Source organism: Flavobacterium sp. FlaQc-30 (assembly GCF_044005885.1).
GTDB lineage: Bacteria > Bacteroidota > Bacteroidia > Flavobacteriales > Flavobacteriaceae > Flavobacterium.
The window spans coordinates 58221-78069 of record NZ_JBIPCO010000002.1 but is presented as its reverse complement, the minus strand read 5'-3'; the positions used below and the strand labels follow the sequence as shown (position 1 = coordinate 78069).

The 19849-nt window shown below is 33.8% G+C and carries 17 protein-coding genes; 13 read left to right on the top strand and 4 right to left on the bottom strand.

The features are described from left to right. Positions 1 to 27 precede the first annotated feature (27 nt). The 5 genes from secA to ACHRV0_RS05645 all read left to right on the top strand — a co-directional run bounded on the left by secA (position 28) and on the right by ACHRV0_RS05645 (position 7413). Positions 28 to 3372: a preprotein translocase subunit SecA gene (gene secA / locus ACHRV0_RS05665; RefSeq protein WP_129022940.1), complete on the top strand. Its 3345-nt coding sequence runs from the start codon at positions 28 to 30 to the stop codon at positions 3370 to 3372. A 103-nt stretch (positions 3373 to 3475) separates the two neighbouring features. Beyond that, the gene (locus ACHRV0_RS05660) at positions 3476 to 3928 is read left to right on the top strand and encodes a hypothetical protein (protein ID WP_395440176.1); all 453 of its coding nucleotides are present in this window, start codon (positions 3476 to 3478) and stop codon (positions 3926 to 3928) included. Between the two features lie 113 nt (positions 3929 to 4041). Beyond that, positions 4042 to 4845, top strand: a complete 804-nt coding sequence (locus ACHRV0_RS05655) for an MbnP family protein (RefSeq protein ID WP_129022939.1) — start codon at positions 4042 to 4044, stop codon at positions 4843 to 4845. Positions 4846 to 4993: 148 nt separating this feature from the next. Then, a complete protein-coding gene (locus ACHRV0_RS05650) occupies positions 4994 to 6034 on the top strand; it encodes a cytochrome-c peroxidase (protein ID WP_395440175.1) in 1041 nt (346 codons plus the stop codon). Positions 6035 to 6453: 419 nt separating this feature from the next. Continuing rightward, the gene (locus ACHRV0_RS05645; RefSeq protein WP_395440174.1) at positions 6454 to 7413 is read left to right on the top strand and encodes a transporter; all 960 of its coding nucleotides are present in this window, start codon (positions 6454 to 6456) and stop codon (positions 7411 to 7413) included. Between the two features lie 70 nt (positions 7414 to 7483). On the opposite strand, the gene ACHRV0_RS05640 is transcribed toward ACHRV0_RS05645, so the two are convergent. Continuing rightward, positions 7484 to 8146, bottom strand: coding sequence for a TrmH family RNA methyltransferase (locus ACHRV0_RS05640; RefSeq protein ID WP_395440173.1), 663 nt, complete (start codon positions 8144 to 8146; stop codon positions 7484 to 7486). 114 nt (positions 8147 to 8260) lie between these two features. On the opposite strand from ACHRV0_RS05640, the gene ACHRV0_RS05635 reads away from it, so the two are divergent. The 5 genes from ACHRV0_RS05635 (at position 8261) to ACHRV0_RS05615 (ending at position 14098) form a co-directional block, all read left to right on the top strand. After that, positions 8261 to 8782 (top strand): GNAT family N-acetyltransferase, encoded by a 522-nt coding sequence (locus ACHRV0_RS05635; protein ID WP_395440172.1) that lies wholly within the window; start codon positions 8261 to 8263, stop codon positions 8780 to 8782. A 5-nt stretch (positions 8783 to 8787) separates the two neighbouring features. Then, positions 8788 to 9489, top strand: a complete 702-nt coding sequence (locus tag ACHRV0_RS05630; RefSeq protein ID WP_395414308.1) for an SIR2 family NAD-dependent protein deacylase — start codon at positions 8788 to 8790, stop codon at positions 9487 to 9489. Then, positions 9486 to 10178, top strand: a complete 693-nt coding sequence (locus ACHRV0_RS05625; protein WP_395440171.1) for a sterol desaturase family protein — start codon at positions 9486 to 9488, stop codon at positions 10176 to 10178. The genes ACHRV0_RS05630 and ACHRV0_RS05625 overlap by 4 nt, the downstream gene beginning before the upstream one ends. Before the next feature lie 90 nt (positions 10179 to 10268). Beyond that, the gene (gene purB, locus ACHRV0_RS05620; protein ID WP_395440170.1) at positions 10269 to 11615 is read left to right on the top strand and encodes an adenylosuccinate lyase; all 1347 of its coding nucleotides are present in this window, start codon (positions 10269 to 10271) and stop codon (positions 11613 to 11615) included. Between the two features lie 233 nt (positions 11616 to 11848). Then, on the top strand, positions 11849 to 14098 hold the full coding sequence (locus ACHRV0_RS05615) for a cation:proton antiporter (protein WP_129022931.1): 2250 nt from the start codon (positions 11849 to 11851) through the stop codon (positions 14096 to 14098). A 62-nt stretch (positions 14099 to 14160) separates the two neighbouring features. On the opposite strand, the gene ACHRV0_RS05610 is transcribed toward ACHRV0_RS05615, so the two are convergent. The 3 genes from ACHRV0_RS05610 to ACHRV0_RS05600 form a co-directional block, all read right to left on the bottom strand. After that, the gene (locus ACHRV0_RS05610; RefSeq protein WP_089052906.1) at positions 14161 to 14799 is read right to left on the bottom strand and encodes a peroxiredoxin; all 639 of its coding nucleotides are present in this window, start codon (positions 14797 to 14799) and stop codon (positions 14161 to 14163) included. Positions 14800 to 14910: 111 nt separating this feature from the next. Beyond that, complete coding sequence (locus ACHRV0_RS05605) at positions 14911 to 15822, bottom strand: AEC family transporter (RefSeq protein ID WP_129022930.1); 912 nt, start codon at positions 15820 to 15822, stop codon at positions 14911 to 14913. A 62-nt stretch (positions 15823 to 15884) separates the two neighbouring features. Then, positions 15885 to 16967 carry a serine hydrolase domain-containing protein gene (locus ACHRV0_RS05600; protein WP_395440169.1) on the bottom strand — a complete coding sequence of 361 codons (1083 nt, stop codon included), beginning with the start codon at positions 16965 to 16967 and terminating at the stop codon, positions 15885 to 15887. A 179-nt stretch (positions 16968 to 17146) separates the two neighbouring features. On the opposite strand from ACHRV0_RS05600, the gene ACHRV0_RS05595 reads away from it, so the two are divergent. The 3 genes from ACHRV0_RS05595 to meaB all read left to right on the top strand — a co-directional run bounded on the left by ACHRV0_RS05595 (position 17147) and on the right by meaB (position 19655). After that, complete coding sequence (locus ACHRV0_RS05595; protein ID WP_129022928.1) at positions 17147 to 17554, top strand: Rrf2 family transcriptional regulator; 408 nt, start codon at positions 17147 to 17149, stop codon at positions 17552 to 17554. Between the two features lie 57 nt (positions 17555 to 17611). Beyond that, positions 17612 to 18253 (top strand): NAD(P)-dependent oxidoreductase, encoded by a 642-nt coding sequence (locus ACHRV0_RS05590; protein ID WP_395440168.1) that lies wholly within the window; start codon positions 17612 to 17614, stop codon positions 18251 to 18253. A 304-nt stretch (positions 18254 to 18557) separates the two neighbouring features. Continuing rightward, the gene (meaB, locus tag ACHRV0_RS05585; protein WP_395440167.1) at positions 18558 to 19655 is read left to right on the top strand and encodes a methylmalonyl Co-A mutase-associated GTPase MeaB; all 1098 of its coding nucleotides are present in this window, start codon (positions 18558 to 18560) and stop codon (positions 19653 to 19655) included. Positions 19656 to 19849: the final 194 nt, after the last annotated feature.

Genomic DNA, 19849 nt, shown 5'->3' with positions numbered 1-19849 from the left:
CATATAATAAAGAAATACTAATAAATTATGAGTTTCATAAACAGCATCATCAAGGTCTTTGTAGGTGATAAATCTCAAAAAGATGTCAAAGCTTTACAACCTTATTTAAACAAAATTAAAACATTCGAAACCAGCTTAATGGCTTTATCTCATGATGACCTAAGAGCTAGAACTGTATATTTTAAAGATAGAATTAAAGAAGCCAGAGCAGATAAAGATGCTAAAATTGCTTCGCTTAAAGCTGAAGTTGAAAACATCGAAGACATCGACAAAAGAGAAGATCTTTATGATGCGATAGACAGTCTTGAAAAAGAAGCTTATGAAATTTCTGAAAAAACTTTATTAGAAATTCTTCCAGAAGCATTTTCTGTAGTTAAGGAAACAGCACGTCGTTTTAAAGACAATTCATTTATTGAAGTTACTGCTACTCCAAAAGACAGAGAATTTTCGGCTTCAAAAACGTATGTTACTATTGAAGGTGACAAAGCTACTTGGGCTAACAAATGGAATGCTGCTGGTAAAGAAATTACTTGGGACATGATTCATTATGATGTTCAGTTAATTGGAGGAATGGTTCTGCACGAAGGTAAAGTTGCCGAAATGCAAACAGGTGAAGGTAAAACTTTGGTAGCAACACTTCCTTTATACTTAAATGCTTTGACAGGAAACGGAGTTCACTTGGTAACTGTGAATGACTACTTAGCAAAACGTGACAGCACATGGAAAGCGCCTTTATTCGAATTTCATGGTTTAACTGTTGATTGTATCGATAATCACCAGCCAAGTACTGAGCAAAGAAAAAAAGCATACGATGCCGATATCACTTACGGAACCAACAACGAATTTGGTTTTGACTACTTAAGAGATAACATGGCACACTCGCCTAGCGATTTAGTTCAAAGAAAACACAATTATGCAATTGTCGACGAGGTCGATTCTGTATTAATTGATGATGCAAGAACACCACTTATTATTTCAGGACCAGTTCCTCAGGGAGATCGTCATGAATTTAACGAATTGAAACCAAAAATCGAAAACCTAGTTGCACAACAACGTCAATTAGCAAACGGTTTCTTGGCAGAAGCTAAAAAATTAATCAAAGAAGGAAATACTAAAGAAGGCGGATTCTTATTATTAAGAGCTTACAGAAGTTTACCTAAAAATAAAGCATTAATTAAATTTTTGAGTGAAGAAGGAATCAAACAATTGCTTCAAAAAACCGAAAATCAATATATGCAAGATAACAATCGCGAAATGCATAAAGTTGATGAAGCTTTATACTTTGTGATTGAAGAAAAAAACAATCAAGTAGAATTGACAGACAACGGTATTAAATACCTTTCTGGAGATACTGATGCAGATTTCTTTGTTTTACCAGACATTGGTACAGAAATCGCTGCAATTGAAAAACAAAAATTAGACAAAGACGCTGAAGCGGAAGCTAAAGAAAGATTATTCCAAGATTTTGGAGTAAAAAGCGAACGTATCCATACTCTTACACAACTTTTAAAAGCATATGCTTTATTCGAAAAAGATGTAGAATATGTGATCATGGACAACAAAATTATGATTGTCGATGAGCAAACAGGTCGTATTATGGATGGTCGTCGTTATTCTGACGGATTACACCAAGCGATTGAAGCTAAAGAAAATGTAAAAATTGAAGCTGCAACTCAAACTTTTGCAACTGTTACATTACAGAATTATTTCAGAATGTACAGCAAATTGGGTGGTATGACAGGTACAGCAGTTACTGAAGCTGGAGAATTATGGCAGATTTACAAATTGGATGTTGTTGAAATTCCAACCAACCGTCCGATTGCTAGAATAGACAAAGAAGATTATATCTACAAAACAACTAGAGAGAAATTCAACGCTGTTATCGAAGACGTTACTGAATTATCAAACGCTGGAAGACCAGTTTTGATTGGAACAACTTCAGTAGAGATCTCTGAATTGTTAAGCCGAATGTTGAAAATGAGAGGTGTTACACACAACGTATTAAATGCTAAAATGCACAAGCAAGAAGCACAAATCGTTGAAGAAGCTGGTAAAGCTGGTGTTGTAACAATTGCTACAAACATGGCTGGTCGTGGTACCGATATTAAATTATCTCCAGAAGTAAAAGCTGCGGGAGGTTTAGCAATCGTTGGTACAGAACGTCATGATTCTCGTCGTGTAGACAGACAGTTACGTGGTCGTGCTGGTCGTCAAGGAGATCCAGGAAGTTCTCAATTTTATGTTTCTCTAGAAGATAACCTAATGCGTTTATTTGGTTCTGAAAGAGTTGCTAAAGTTATGGACAGAATGGGACTTCAAGAAGGTGAAGTTATTCAACATTCGATGATGACTAAATCTATTGAGCGCGCTCAGAAAAAAGTAGAAGAAAACAACTTTGGTGTTCGTAAACGTTTATTAGAATATGATGACGTAATGAACTCACAACGTGAAGTAGTTTACAAACGTCGTCGTCACGCATTGTTTGGTGAGCGTTTAAAACTGGATATTGCAAATATGCTTTACGATACGTGCGAACTAATCGTAAGTAATAATAAAGTAACAAACGATTTCAAAAATTTCGATTTTGATTTAATTCGTTACTTCGGAATTACTTCTCCAATCTCAGAAGCTGATTTTACAAAATTATCAGATATTGAAATTACAGGAAAAGTATACAAAGAAGCACTTGCTTTCTATACTGAAAAAACAGAAAGAAGCGCAAGAGAAGCTTTCCCAATTATTAAAGGAGTTTACGAAGAGCCAAATAACCATTTTGAAAGAATCGTAGTTCCATTTACTGACGGAATCAAAACGCTTAATGTTGTTACAGACTTAAAGAAAGCATACGAAAGCGAAGGAGCTCAGTTAATTGCTGATTTTGAGAAAAACATCACACTTTCGATTGTCGATGAAGCTTGGAAAAAACATTTACGTAAAATGGACGAATTGAAACAATCTGTTCAATTGGCTGTTCACGAACAAAAAGATCCATTGCTTATTTACAAATTAGAAGCTTTCAATTTGTTTAGAGGAATGTTGGACAACGTTAACAAAGAAGTTATTTCATTCTTATTTAAAGGAGATTTACCTGCTCAAAACGTTCCTGAAATTCACGAAGCAAGAGAAGTTCGCCAGAAAGAAAATTTACAATTAAGCAAAGACGAAATTGTAAACAGCGAAGAAATTAATCGTGAAGCTGGAGAAACACAACAACGTCAAGTTACAGAAACCATTGTTAGAGAGATGCCAAAAATCAATCGTAATGACAATGTAACTATTCAAGAAGTTGCAACTGGTAAAACAGAAACAATGAAATATAAAAAAGCAGAAACTCTTTTAGCTTCAGGAGCTTGGGTTATTGTTAAAGAATAATTTTTATTTCAAATTACATATTAAAGCCTGCAAGTTTTCAAAAACTTGCAGGCTTTATCATTTAAAAGAACCTTCAATTGCTTAAAGCTCTAGAATATTTTTTTTGAAAAAATTTAAAATAAGTTCTTTCCAAAACGAATTAAATGTATTTTTGCATTCGAAACAACGAAATCAAGCCTTGAAGAATATCTTCATCATATTACTTTCCGGTATACTTTTACTGCCATCTTTTGGCAATTTCTTTGTTTATACTAATTTCAAACTGAATCAAGAGGAAATTATAAAAACCATTTGTGTACAGCGTAAACAAGTTTTCAATACCTGTAACGGTCGATGCGAGCTTCAAAAAAGCTTGAAAAAATACGCCGATAACGAAAAAAAAATGGAAAACAATCTTAAAGAAAAAACAGAGATTGTTTACATTCAAAATACAATTACAGCACCTTACCAATTAGTGGTGCCAATTAAAACTAAAACACAAAACTTTTCTGTTTTAGACAAAAAACCTGTTTCGGTTTCGAACACTTCGTTTCGTCCGCCATCCTATTTTATATAATTTTTTAAATCTACTTTCAATTTTACAATTGAAATCATTTTTATTGCCCAAAAGCAATGAAACGTGCTTACGCACATCTCAAATTTAAAATCAAATTATATAAAACCCATAAAATGAAAAATACTTTATACAGAGCTTTAGCTATTGTAACACTATCTATATCTTTATTTTCTTGTTCAAACGATGATAACAACGAAACGATTACAGGAAACGGAAAAATCACTTTAAAATTTGACAACGCATACGGAGCAAACGATCTAATTTTAAGCACACAAGGAAATACAACTTCTAACAATGAAGTATTAAAAATTAGTCTTGTAAAATATATTGTCAGCAATGTTGTTTTTACAAAAGCTGACGGAACCACTTTTACCTACCCAAAAAGCAAAAGCTACTTTATTGCAGATGAATCTACTGCTGCCGGACAACAATTTCAACTTGCTGATATTCCTGCTGGAGACTACACAAAAGTAAAATTTGGAATTGGAGTTGATGAAGAACAATGGAAATTAGGCGCTGCTGGACAAGGTGATTTCTTAGCGCAAGCCGATGCTGCCGGAATGATGTGGTCTTGGGCTGCTGGATATAAATTTTTAGCTCTAGAAGGCACATTTACTTCACCAACAGTTACAACTGCGACTCCTTTTATGATTCACACAGGAAAAACAGGAACAGATTACAACTATACTGAAGTGACTCTGGATCTTCCAACAAAAGCTTTAGTTCGTACAAACATTACTCCTGCTGTGCACATTATAACAGATCTTTCGAAAATTATCGACGGGAAAAACAAAATCAAACTTTCAGACAACAACATGGGCGGAATGGGCGCGATGATTATGGGCGGTGCTAATTTGCCATTAATTACTCAAAACATCTCTGCAATGTTTAGAGTAGATCACGTACATAACGACTAAACTTATTTTCAGGAGCACAAAAGTCATGGTTTAACAGACCACTCGTCCTGCCATCCGTTAAATCTTTCACGGCGAACACCGCCGTAAAAGGATATCACTTCTGTCAGGGCTAAAAAAAACCTTTTGTGCTTCTTAAAACCCAAAAATCATGTTGAAAATAAAATATTTTCTTTGCCTGATCATTCCATTATTATGGAGCTGCTCAGATCAAGATGACGAATATATAAATGTGCCGCTGGAATTTAAAGTTCCATCAAACTTTCCAGATCTTGCTTATAATATTGCCTTAAATCCGCCAACAGTAAAAGGATTCGAACTAGGAAAAAAATTATTTTACGATGGACGTTTAGCATCTGACGGAGTCGTTTCCTGCGGTTTCTGTCACATTCAAGCAAATGCTTTTACGCATCACGGACATACTGTAAGTCATGGTGTAGACAATGCACAGGGAACACGAAATACACCATCCATTCAAAATTTAGCATTTCAAACGACTTTTATGTACGATGGTGCAGCTGATCATTTAGATTTACAGCCGTTGATTCCGCTTAAAAGTGCGATCGAAATGAATGGTGATTTGAATGCTATTCTAAAAATGATGAAAGCCGATGCAGCATATCAAAAACTATTTGGGCAGGCTTTTGATGATGGCGCCATTACAACCGAAAATATGCTGAAAGCCCTTTCGCAATTTATGGTTATGGTGGTTTCATCAAATTCAAAATTTGACAAATACAGGCGAAATGAATCTGGCGGAAGTTTTACTTCTGATGAATTGGCAGGTTACGATTTGTTCAAATCAAAATGTGCTTCATGTCATGCAACAGATTTACAAACTGATAATTCGTTTCGAAATAATGGTTTAGCAGTAAATCCAGCAGTTAATGATATTGGACGTTATAGAGTAACAGAACTGACAAATGATTATTACAAATTTAAAGTACCGAGTTTACGAAATGTAGAAGTTTCTGCTCCTTATATGCATGATGGCAGATTTGGAACTCTTGAAGGTGTTTTGGATCATTATGCGAGCGGAATTGAAGATTCTCCAACTTTAGATCCAATTTTAAAACAGAATGGAAAATTTGGAATTGCACTTTCTGCAACTGAAAAACAACAAATAATCGCTTTCCTGAAAACGCTTACAGATAATCAGTATTTGACAGATAAACGTTTCTCGGAATATTAAAAAATATTTCCATAAAATGAGTTTAAAACTTTGACAAAAAATATCGCCAAAGTTTGTCATTTCGATCCCGAGGCTTCGGGAGAGAAATCACACTAGAAACTCCGTAAAGAAAAGCGCAAACCTTTGTCGACCAACGAGTTTGATTTCTCCTCCGTCGAAATGACAAAATTGCCTTATCAAAAATGACAAAAAAATAAATCTTATGAAAACAGGTGCCTAGCCCCGATTGAAGAGGAAAGCCTCTTTGAAGAAAGACCTTATTTTTCTTGAGTTTATAGAGCGACCAACGGAAGCTTTATAAACTTATAGAAAAATGGGATTTTGAAAAAAGATTACTTCACTTAACTTTTATTTTAAAGCGGAGTTCAGTGAACTTCGTTTGAAACGAAAAGCGGGATTAGCTCCTAAAAACAATAAAAATGAAAAAATTAATAATAGTTTGCACTTTTTTGGTTGGATTTTCAGCCTTTAGTTCTACTGTAAAAGACAGTATTTCGACATTCACCTTTCAGCGTTTAGCTCTAATGGAAGATTTTGAGTGTGATGCCTGCGGTTGTTCTGCAAGCGGCGGAAGTATGGGTTTTAGCTCAATGTTAAATAACAATTTTGTTGGACTTCGATATTTTAAACAAAGCTATACAAGCCGCGACGGTATTTTTGCCAATTCGCCTTGGATAGACGAAAATTTCAATACAGTTCAAGCCTGGGCAAGGATTCCGATTTCAGAGAAAATTCAGGTTTCTGCTTTAATTCCATATCATTTTCACGAAAGACAATTAACAGCAGGAACGCAAAGCATTGAAGGTTTAGGCGATATGACTATTATGGGACTTTATACTGTTTATGAAACCCAAAAAGACAGTACGGTTTTTACTCATAAACTAAATCTTGGTGGTGGAGTTAAGATTCCAACGGGACAATTTAAAGAGATTAACAATTTAGGAACTATAAATCAGAGTTTTCAATTAGGAACTGGAAGCTGGGATTTCCCTTTGGTTTCAGAATATGTAATCAAACACAAAAATCTAGGTCTGAACACTACTTTGAATTATATTTTTAAAACAGAAAACAGTAAAAATTACCAATACGGCGATCAATTTAATTACGCCGGTACTTTTTTCTATTTGTTTGATGCCAATAAATTTCAAATTGTTCCGCAAGCAGGACTTGCAGGCGAAGTTTACCAAACTAATAAACAACACGGACTTGATTTACCAAATACAGCAGGAGATATTTTGTTTGGAAAATTTGGCATTGAAGCCGGAAAAGATAAATTTTCGATTGGTGTAAATGCCATGTTACCGATTACTCAAAATTTATCGAATGGTAATATGGAGGCAAATTATCGCTGGAGTATTAATTTGAATTATACTTTGTAAAAAAGGTTCTGAGATACTAAGGTTCTGAGATACTAAGATAAAAAACTTAGAACCTTAGTCTCTTTAAAATTTATCTTGGATTTTCTTCGTAATAACGTGCCTCAATTCTCTTAATATCTTTAATCGAATTTCTAGCCCATGAAAGACGTTTTTCTAGAATTTCCTCTTCAGATAACTCCCATTTAATATCTGAATTTCGCAGTCTATTGGTTAGGTTTTGAATAATGATTGCAGCTGAAACAGAAATATTCAAGCTTTCGGTAAAACCAACCATCGGGATTTTAAGAAAACCATCCGCTTTTTCTAATATTTCTTCAGATAATCCATCTCGTTCTGTTCCAAAAAATAAGGCACTTGGTTTTGTAATATCAAAATCCTCAAGCAAGCAATCATTTTCATGCGGAGTAGTTGCAATGATTTGATAACCTTTATTTTTTAAAGTAGAAATACAATTGCTGACAGAATCAAACTGATTAATATCTACCCATTTTTGAGCGCCCATGGCAATTTCCTTATCGATTTTTTTTCCATATCGCTGTTCGATAACATTTAATTCCTGAATTCCAAAAACTTCACAGCTGCGCATTACGGCACTTGTGTTATGCATTTGAAAAACATCTTCGACAGCAATAGTAAAATGTTTAGTACGATTTCCAAGTACGTTTAGAAATCTTTCTTTACGATTATCCGTTAATATATTTTCAAGAAAAGCGAGGTAATCTAAATCAACCATTATAATTTTATTTGCTGCAAAAATACATTTTTTATCTTTCTTTTTAAGTTTGATTAAAGAACCTCATCTCTTTAACATCAGGAAAACTTTAGTTAAATTCGTAAAAAAAAGTAAATGGGAATACCAAAAATTAGAAAAATCGACTTAGCAGAAATACAACTATTACAAAAAATAGGTAGAGAAACATTTCGTGAAACTTTCGCAGATCACAATTCTGAAGAAAACATGGCCACCTATTTAGATCAAAAATTCGCTGTCGACAAACTTACAGCTGAAGTAACAAATCCAGATTCAGCTTTTTATTTTGCTCACATTGATGATCAAATTTTAGGGTATTTAAAACTAAATTTTGGTCAAGCACAAACAGAACTCCAAGACAAAGACGGTTTAGAAATAGAACGAATATATGTTTCAAAAGAATTTCATGGACTTAAAATAGGACAGCTTTTATACGATCATGCTTTGCAAACTGCAAAAAACTTGGATTTAAAATATATTTGGTTAGGTGTTTGGGAAGAAAACACAAGAGCGTTAAACTTTTATAAAAAAAATGGTTTCGTAGAATTTGACAAACACATTTTTGTACTTGGAGATGAGGAACAAACCGATTTATTAATGAAACTAACGCTAAAATAACAAGAATGAAAAAGAAATTAGTTGTTTTAACCGGCGCTGGAATAAGTGCCGAAAGCGGTATTAAAACTTTTCGAGACAGCGATGGTTTATGGGAAGGTCACGATGTAATGGAAGTTGCAACTCCCGAAGGCTGGCACAAAAACCAAGATTTAGTATTGGATTTTTACAACAAAAGACGCCAGCAGCTTAAGGAAGTGAATCCGAATTTAGGCCATCAGATTTTAGCTGAATTAGAAAACCATTTTGATGTTTATATTGTTACTCAAAATGTTGATGATTTGCATGAACGCGCTGGAAGCTCAAAAGTTTTGCATTTGCATGGAGAATTATTAAAAGTAAGAAGCACAAAAAACCGCGAATTAATTCTAGACTGGACCAATGATTTACTTACTGGTGATCTTGATAAAAACGGTCATCAGTTGAGACCTCATATTGTTTGGTTTGGCGAAGAAGTTCCTGCACTTGAAGAAGCCATTTCGATTGTAGAAGAAGCTGATTATTTGGCCGTAATTGGAACTTCGCTTCAAGTATATCCTGCTGCTGGATTAATTTCATATACCTACAGCATTACTCCGGTTTTTTACATTGATCCTAAACCAATTTCGATTCCTAATATTCAGAACAAAGTTGAAGTTATTGCTAAAACTGCTACCGAAGGAGTGGCAGAAATGAGAAAAAAATTGTTCGAACTGGAAAAAATATCATGATCGTAGAAAATCTTTTACAGCAATTATCGCAAATAGGTTTCTTGGCTCAATTACTCGTTTTTACAATAGAAAATGGCATTCTGCTGCTAATGGCGGTTTTAATTGGAAAAATAGTTGAACCTAAAAACACTGTTCTAAATATAAAGGATAGAAAATGGGTTATTTCGACTTTGATCTGCAATATTTTCATTACAGCTCTAGGATTTAAACTGTATCAATTGCAACTCATTCGAATAGATTTTTCGGCTTCTTTAACTTCAACTGTAATCGATACTCTTATACTCATTATTTTGATGGACTTTTTTATGTTTTGCTTTCACTATCTAGCACATACTCTAAAATGGTTCTATCCAATTCATAAACTGCATCATACCCACGTCAACACCAATGTTTATAGTTTATTTATGCTTCATCCAATAGAAACTCTAGGTTTTGGTTTTATATGGCTTATTCTCATTTCTATTTTTGAGTTTAATTACATCAGTTTAATCATTTATTTGTTTTTAAATTTGATGTATGGAATATTTGGTCATTTACAAAAAGATCTATTTCCTGCATTCTGGCACAAAAACTTTATGACAAAATGGATTTCTACTACAAAATTTCATGGCGATCATCATAAAAATGAAGCTCATAATTTTGGCTTTTACTTTACCATTTGGGATAAAATTTTCAAAACTAGCATTTAATTTGAAAGTTCCTATATAATAACGCTTCGGTAATTTTCAGAAGTTTTAACAATAGCTTATATTTGCACCTTTCGAAAAAACAACATAACAATGACTACTCTAAACGAACTGAATGCTATATCACCAATTGATGGAAGATATAGAAATAAAACTCAAAATTTAGCACCTTTTTTCTCAGAAGAAGCTTTGATAAAATATCGCGTATTGGTTGAAATTGAATATTTCATTGCCTTATGCGAAGTGCCTTTGCCTCAGCTTTCAGATATAGACTCTAGTTTATTTGACAGCTTAAGAGATATTTACAAAAATTTCTCTACAGAAGATGCGCTTTGGATTAAAGAAACTGAGAAAGTAACCAATCACGATGTAAAAGCGGTTGAATACTTTATTAAAGATGCCTTTGAAAAACTAGGTTTATCTAAATACAAAGAGTTTATTCACTTCGGATTAACATCTCAGGACATTAACAATACTGCAATTCCGCTTTCTACAAAAGAAGCTTTTGAGCAGGTTTATATGCCTTCGTTAATCGCTTTAATTTCTAAATTAAAAGAATTAAGTATAGAATGGGCAGCCATACCAATGCTTGCACGTACGCACGGACAACCAGCCTCTCCTACTCGTTTAGGCAAGGAAATTTTGGTTTTTGTAGAGCGTCTTGAAGAGCAAATGCGTTTGTTATTTAATGTTCCATTTGCAGCTAAATTTGGCGGGGCAACAGGAAACTTCAATGCACATCATGTAGCGTATCCGCAAATCGACTGGAAACAATTTGGAAATAAATTCGTTGAAACAGATTTAGGTTTACACCATTCTTTTCCAACAACTCAAATTGAGCACTACGATCATTTTGCAGCATTCTTTGATGGTTTAAAAAGAATCAACAATATCATCATTGATTTAGACCGTGACATTTGGACTTATGTTTCAATGGAATATTTCAAACAAAAAATAAAAGCCGGCGAAATTGGTTCATCTGCAATGCCGCATAAAGTAAACCCTATTGATTTTGAAAACTCAGAAGGAAATTTAGGAATTGCAAACGCTATTTTTGAGCATTTAGCAGCCAAATTGCCTATTTCAAGATTACAGCGAGATTTAACAGACAGTACTGTTTTACGTAATGTTGGAGTTCCAATGGGACACACAATTATTGCTTTTGAAGCAACTCTAAAAGGTTTAAACAAATTATTATTAAATGAAAGTAAATTTGCTGAAGATTTAGAGAAAAACTGGGCTGTTGTTGCAGAAGCTATTCAAACTATTTTGCGTCGCGAAGCATATCCAAATCCATATGAAGCATTAAAAGGACTAACAAGAACAAATGAAGCCATTGATAAAAATGCAATTCACAATTTCATTGCCACTTTAGAAGTTTCTGATGCTGTTCGAACTGAATTAATGCAGATAACTCCTAGTAATTATGTAGGAATTTAAATAAAACCTAAAATATTTTCTAAAAAAAAGCTATCTTTATCGAGATAGCTTTTTTTTTAACGCAGGAAGTTAATCCAGATTCAAACAAAAATCCTTTTGCCGAAAAAATATTGTTTTTTCACCACTGCTGAATGGCATACGAAAGCGCCATGAACCAATCTAAAAAGGGCTATTTAAGTAAACAGCTTAAATAAAAAATCGGACTAAGCTCCTTAAAAACAAAAATACCCTTTATGATTGCCTTAAACGCCGCTGCCGAAAGTACACACCATTTACAACCCTTAATCAGTGATCTGGGATTAATCCTGATGACTGCAGGAATCGCTGTTTTATTATTTAAAAAAATGAAACAACCTCTAGTTTTAGGATACCTGATTGCAGGATTCCTAGCTGGAAACCACTTTGATTTTTTCCCTTCAATAACCGACATGAAAAGTGTTGAAGTATGGGCCGAAATTGGGGTTATCTTTTTGCTGTTTAGTTTAGGACTCGAATTTAGTTTTAAAAAGCTGATGAAAGTTGGAGGCACCTCCTCCATCACCGCAATAACCCAGATTTTATTCATGACCATTATAGGTTATTGTGTAGGACAATGGATGGGATGGGGAAAAATGGACAGCGTTTTTCTTGGAGCAACACTCTCAATCTCATCAACGACCATCATTATTAGAGCCTTTGATGAACTGGGAGTAAAAGGTAAAAAATTCGCAGGAATAGTATTTGGAGCCTTAATAGTCGAAGATATTGTGGCTATTTTAATGCTTGTTTTATTATCGACTATTGCAGTCAGCGATCAAGTTTCTGGTGCCGAATTATTACAATCAGTTCTAAAACTAGTTTTCTTTTTAATCATTTGGTTCCTAGGAGGAATCTTTATCATACCGACAATTCTTAAAAAAGCCAAACATCTTTTAACTGATGAGATGCTGCTTATTATTTCACTGGCATTATGTTTAATGATGGTTGTATTTGCTGCAAAAGTTGGCTTCTCGCCTGCATTAGGAGCTTTTATAATGGGTTCTATCATTGCCGAAACTACGATGGCTGAAAAAATCGAACACTTAATTCAGCCTGTAAAAGATCTATTTGGAGCCGTTTTCTTTGTATCAGTCGGGATGTTAATTAATCCAGACACCTTAATTACTTATGCACTTCCTGTTGCTTTAATTACACTTATTACCATTTTCGGAAAAGCATTTAGCTCCTCATTAGGTGCACTGCTTTCAGGTCAACCGCTTAAACAATCAGTTCAAACCGGTATGAGTTTAGCACAAATTGGTGAGTTCTCTTTTATTATTGCCACTCTAGGTATGACATTAAAAGTTACCAGCGATTTCTTGTATCCAATTATTGTTGCTGTATCAGCAGTTACAACCTTTACAACTCCATTTTTAATTAAATATTCAGATCCTTTCTCTGAACTTCTTGAGCGAAAGCTGCCAAAAAAATGGGTTAAAAATATAAACCGCTACAGTGTCAATGCACAAGCGATAAAATCAGTCAGCACATGGCAAATTGTACTACGAGCGTCTATAACTCAAATTATACTGCATACCATAATTATAGTTGCTATAATTTTATTATCATCAAAATTTGTTGCACCTCTGGTTGCTGACACTCGTTTTGGCAACACCTTAGCCGCACTTATTACACTAGTAATCATTGCTCCTTTTTTATGGGCGCTTTCGCTGCGTCGTGTAAAAGTTGATGAAGTTGAAACTTTATGGGAAGAACGTAAATATCGAGGCGCACTTTTAATGCTTATATTAATTAGAATGAGCCTTGGATTATTCTTTGTAGGGTTCTTATTGAATATTTTCTTTTCTCCTTTAGTAGCATTTGTTGCTTTGATTATTGCAATTGGAGCGTATCAAATTTTCCCTAAAAAACTAAACGAACAATATCATAAAATTGAAAATCACTTTTTAAAGAACTTGAACGATCGTGAAAATAAAAAAATAGACAGAAGATATGCTAATCTAATGCCTTGGGACGGTCACATGTCTATTTTTGATATTGGAAAAGAATCAAACCTTGCAGGTAAAACACTTGAAGAATTGCGAATTCGAGAAAACATGGGGATAAACATCGCTTTTATTCGCCGTGGAGAAATTACAATTCCAATTCCAACCAAAAATGAACGATTGTTTCCTGGCGATGAGATATGCGTTATTGGAACTGACGAACAAATTGCACAGTTTACTACTTATCTAAAAAATGAAATTGAAGCTCCTAATAATGCTGAAGAATCAGATATTGTACTTCGTCAATTAGAAATTTCAAACGAAGATTTTATTCAAAAAAGTATCGGTCAATTTAGAGGAAGAACCGGCGGACTTGTGGTAGGAATTGAGCGTAATGGTAATCGAATTTTGAATCCTGAATCGAATATCATTTTAGAAAAAAACGATATCATCTGGGTTGTAGGCGATAAAAAACGAATGAACGAATTAATGCAAAAAAGTACACACGTTTCATTTTAAAAACTAATCACTTATATAAAAAAGAAAGCCACAGGAATTTTAATCTGTGGCTTTTTCTTTTTTTATTTATTTGGCTGCGGTGTCATACGCAGATAAGGTTTTATAGGTGTATGTCCTTTAGGAAACTTCGCAGGAATATCACTGTCCGGAATTGCTGGAGCAATTACTACATCTTCTCCATCTTTCCAGTTTGCCGGTGTAGCAACACTGTAATTTGCTGTTAACTGCAAACTATCAATAACACGAAGCAATTCGTCAAAATTTCTTCCTGTTGATGCTGGATAAGTCAAAGTCAATTTGATTTTTTTATCGGCACCAATTACAAAAACAGATCTTACGGTAAATTTATCACTTGCATTTGGATGAAGCATATCATACAAAGTAGCTACTTTTTTATCCTCATCAGCAATAATTGGAAAATTAACTTCAGTATTCTGAGTTTCGTTGATGTCTTTAATCCAATCTAAATGCGATTGTAAACCATCTACACTCAAAGCAATAACCTTAGTATTTCTTTTTGTAAACTCAGGAACATAATTCGCTACAGTTCCTAATTCAGTCGTACAAACAGGAGTAAAATCTGCTGGATGCGAAAATAAAACACCCCAAGAATCTCCTAACCATTCATGAAAATTAATTGGTCCCTGCGTGGTTTCTGCATGAAAATCTGGAGCTATATCGCCTAATCTTAATGTTGACATAATTTATATTTTTTAGTTCCTCTAAAATTAACTAAAAAATACACTTAGAAAACATGCAAGAATTAAAAAAAAGTTAAAATTCTACATTCTCTATCTAATTACTATTTTAAACTAAATAAAGCGCATCACAAAGTACCAGAACGCAAGGGTTACAAACGAAATTGGAATTCCGAAACCAATCATCATACTGCTTAATTTTGGTTTTAAACCATAAGTCGAAGCTAGAATTGCACCCGTAATCATGGGCGCCATCGCTGTTTCCATAATCGTTATTTTTATAGGCTCTGAATGTTGGTTAAAAACAAATACATACAAAACCATAATAATAAACGGTGTGAGAATCAATCTAAAAAAAAGACCGAGACGAAGAAATCGCCAATGTTGACTTCGTCTATCAAAAGTAAGCTGCAATCCTACCGAAAGCAAAGCAAGCGGTGTTACCAAACTACCAATTTTCAACAAAAAAGATTGTACGTTTAATTCTAAATCATATTCAAAAACATTCAATAAACAGGCTGCAACAAAAGTAATAAAAGGCGGAAAAAAGATTATTTTCTTGCAAATACTCCATGCATCTGGACTTCCTTTAGAATAAAATGCAGCTACAAAAACACCCAAAGTAGAAACTACCACAAAAGTTCCAGGCTGATCTACCAATATAGCGGTTTCTAATCCTTTTTTGCCATACAAAGCTTCTATAATTGGATAGCCTAGAAAAGAGGAATTACTTAAACCTGCGGTTAAAATTAAGCAGCCAATTAATTTATTTGACCAGCCCAACTTTTTTCCTAAAAAATGAAAAAATACAAATGCCAATAAAAAAGCAATCCAGCCAGCTCCTATAGGAAACAGTAATTCGTTACTCCATTTTATTTTCGGAATATGATATAAGGTAATTGCAGGCAAACATAAATAAATGACAATTTTATTTAAAACCTTATAAATATGGGTTGGAAATTGTTTTACATGTTGTAAAATCAAACCCAAAGCAAGAAAGAAAAATATAAGTATAAAATTATTCATGGCGCTAAAAGTCTCAAAAATACATTTTTATTACATGTAAGTTTTTATAGAAACGAAACATTTTAGCTTCCGTAATCCTTTTTTAATTTTCTCATTAATAATCTCACCCCATTAACTGTTGCTTCATTAAAAGAATTGGTAAAAATGATATAACCAATAAACTTTTTACGGTCGATAGAAACAATGGTATAATAAGTTCCGGCAGTTCCTGAATGCGTCGAAAAGTCTTGATTATTCTCGTAACTATTAAACCAACCCAAAGAATAACCTTCGATTCCTTTATGAATAAAACGATAAGTACTTGCTTTTAAATAATTATCCTGATCTTGAAGTCCCTGAATATTGAGCTGAATAAACTTAATATAATCAGTAAGTTTAATATTAATATCACCCGCAGGTTCTGTATAATCTAAATGATAATCTGTATTTGAAGGAACAGGACTTAATTTATTGTTTTCAAAAGAATGTCCCCATGTATCTTTTGCTTTTATATTTTCTGGCCATGACAATTTAACATCAAGTTTTAAATCTTTATTAAAAACCTCATCAACCAGTTTTTCCCAGCTTTTTCCGCTCACTTTTTCGACCATCATTGTGGCGAGAGTGTAACCTGCATTAGAATAAACATATTTGTGGTCAGCCTCTATTTCCGCAGGATTTAAGGTAAGTACAAATTTCCCAAACTGATTTCTTTTCTCTTGATGAGTGCCTGTAAAATTAGGAACTGCTGGGTCATTTTCTCCCTGAAAAGGCTGAATTCTGGCTTGGTGCGACAATAATTTTTCGAGAGTTACAGTGTAATATTCTGGTTTTGAAGTTTTCTTTAAATCTGGAAATAAATCAAAAAATTTAGACGTCCATTTCAGTTTTCCTTTTTCAACATATTTTGCAATAATAAAAGCTGTCATCGCTTTGGTATTCGAACCAATATGAAATCGGTCATTTAATGAAGCTGCATCTGTTAAATCTATCGAATGCAATCCTGACGTATTAATTTCTAACGTTTTACTACCATTAACAACGGCATAACTCAATTCTGGAATTGCATGTGCAGCACGAATAGAATCTGCATATTGCGCATGATTTTGCCCATACATCAAAGTTGAAAAACAATAAAAGAAAAGGAATCTTAATTTAAATTTCATCGTAATAAATTGAGAGTGACACAAATTAACTACAAATCTAATACTAATAAAAAACACTCGAGTTCTCAAATCATTTTATTTTAAAACATCAGTCCCATTTCATTCAAAAATTAATTTTTAGTTAAAATCTTTTTTATTCCGTCAAAGCTTCTTATATTTGTAACATATTTTATTACAGTATGATTTCAGGTAAATTTGCCATAACGATTCACATTCTTACTTTGCTGACTAAATTCCCTAATGATTATTTATCATCAGAGTTTATTGCCGGCAGTATCAATTTAAATCCTGTTTTGGTTCGAAAAGAAATTGCAAACCTAAAAGCACATCATATTGTAGAAAGTAAAGAAGGAAAAAATGGCGGAACAAAATTGGCCGTAGATGCAGCGAAATTGACTTTAAAAGAGATTTTTGAAATGACTTTTGAAACTATTAATTTGGGGTATGCAAAAAATGAACCTAACCCAGATTGTCCTGTTGGAAAAAAAATCAATCAAAATCTAGCTGATTTATATAGAGAAATGAATCAGAAAGTGAGCGCACAATTAGAAAATATTTCGCTTGAAGATTTTTCGAACCAATTTTAAAACTATTTTTTTATCCTAAACTGTAACATTTTTTATTACTAAATAAATTTATATATTATGAAAATCGCAATTATTGGAGCTACAGGATTTGTTGGCTCAGCCATCTTAAACGAATTAGCAGATAGAAAACACGATATTTCGGCAATTGCTCGAAATCCGAAAGACAGTACAAATGCAACTTGGATTGCAGCGGATGTTTTTAATGTTGATGCTTTGGCAGAAGCTTTAAAAGGACACGATGTTGTAGTAAATGCTTTTAATCCAGGATGGACGAATCCTAATATTTATGATGATTTCCTAAACGGATCAAAGGCAATACAAGAAGCAGTAAAAAAATCAGGTGTAAAACGTTTTATTACCATTGGAGGTGCGGGAAGTTTATTTGTTGCACCAGATTTACAAGCAGTAGATACTCCAGATTTTCCAAAGGAAATCTTTAATGGCGCAAATGCAGCTAGAAACTACTTAAATATAATTAAAGAAGAAAAAGATTTAGACTGGGCATTTTTTAGTCCAGCGTTTGAAATGCATGCGGGAACTAAAACAGGAAGAACTGGTAAATATCGTTTAGGCCTAGAAAACCCTGTTTTTAATGACGAACAAAGAAGCATCTTATCTGTAGAGGATCTGGCAGTTGTTATCGCTGATGAAGTTGAAAACCCAAAACATCATCAAGTTAGATTTACAGCTGGATATTAATTTTTTTTAAAGGCTCTAAGAAACTAAGGTTCTAAGTTGCTAAGTTTTTTTGCCACGAATTACATGAATTATTTTTTTAGCTAATAACACGTTCTCTATGTCATCCTGAGCGAAGTCGAAGGACACACAAGCAGCTCGACAAAGCTTGTCTATTTTGATTGCAGAGTTACTGGCATGCCCTTCGACTTCGTTCGGGAAGAAAAAAATATGATAACAAATTCGTTTAAATTCGTGTAATTCGTGGCAAACTAACTTTTTGAAACTGTTTTTGTTTTCAGTACTTTTACGTTATTAAAAAAGTATTTTGTCAAGTTTAAAGAAACAGTCAAGTAATTTAACTGAAAAAGCTGGAATTTCACCTCCCGAAATCACCAATGTTTCGGCTATTAATCAAATTAAAAACAAACGCAGACAACAACCTTCTGCCGGCGAATTAATCTCTGGAATTCTTTCTGGAAATAGAACGGCTCTCAGCCGTGCCATTACGCTTGTAGAAAGTACAAATCCTGAACATTCTGAGAAAGCAAATGAAATTATAAACGGCTGCCTGCCTCATGCAAATAAATCTGTCCGAATAGGAATTACGGGAGTTCCCGGAGTTGGAAAAAGTACTTTTATTGAAGCTTTTGGAACTTTCCTAACACAGACAGGAAAAAAAGTGGCTGTGCTGGCTGTTGATCCAAGCAGTTCTATTTCGCACGGAAGTATTCTTGGCGATAAAACCCGTATGGAAGAATTGGTAAAAGACGAAAATGCTTTTATACGCCCAAGTGCATCTGGAGAAACTTTAGGCGGTGTGGCTCGCAAAACCCGTGAATCAATAATTTTATGCGAAGCTGCTGGTTTTGATACTATAATTATTGAAACAGTTGGCGTTGGTCAAAGCGAAACCGCTGTTCACAGCATGGTAGATTTTTTCCTTTTATTGAAAATTTCTGGTGCCGGCGATGAACTTCAAGGTATTAAACGCGGTATTATGGAAATGGCAGATGCGATTGTAATTAACAAAGCAGACGGCGATAATATCAAGAAAGCAAATCAGGCAAAACTGGAATTCAACAGAGCTTTACATTTATTTCCACCCAAAAAATCAAACTGGCAGCCAAAAGTAACTACTTGCAGCGCCATAACTAAAGATGGAATCTTAGATATTTGGAATACAATTTCTGAGTATTTCGAATTAACAAAAGAAACAGGCTTTTTTCAAGAGAAAAGAAAGGAACAAAATCATTTTTGGATGATGGAAACAATAAACGAACAATTAAAGCAAAATTTCTATAACAGTCCTGAAATTATCTCCCTTTTAGAGCAAAACAAAAAAGCAGTTCAAAATAATGAAATTTCACCTTTTACAGCTGCACAGGGTTTATTAAAATTGTATTTTAATAAAGGTTCAAAGTAGCAAAGATTCAAAGAGACAAAGGTTTTTTCTTATCAAACATAGCCCGTGGTTTCAACCACGGGAAACGTGTTTTTAAATACATTGTGTCCCTGTGGTTGAAACCACGGGCTATATTTTTGCCTAATCTCCAACTTTTGCGTTTGACCCAGGTTTTCTTCTAGCTTGTCTTTTCTAAGTCTAAATTCATAAAAGTA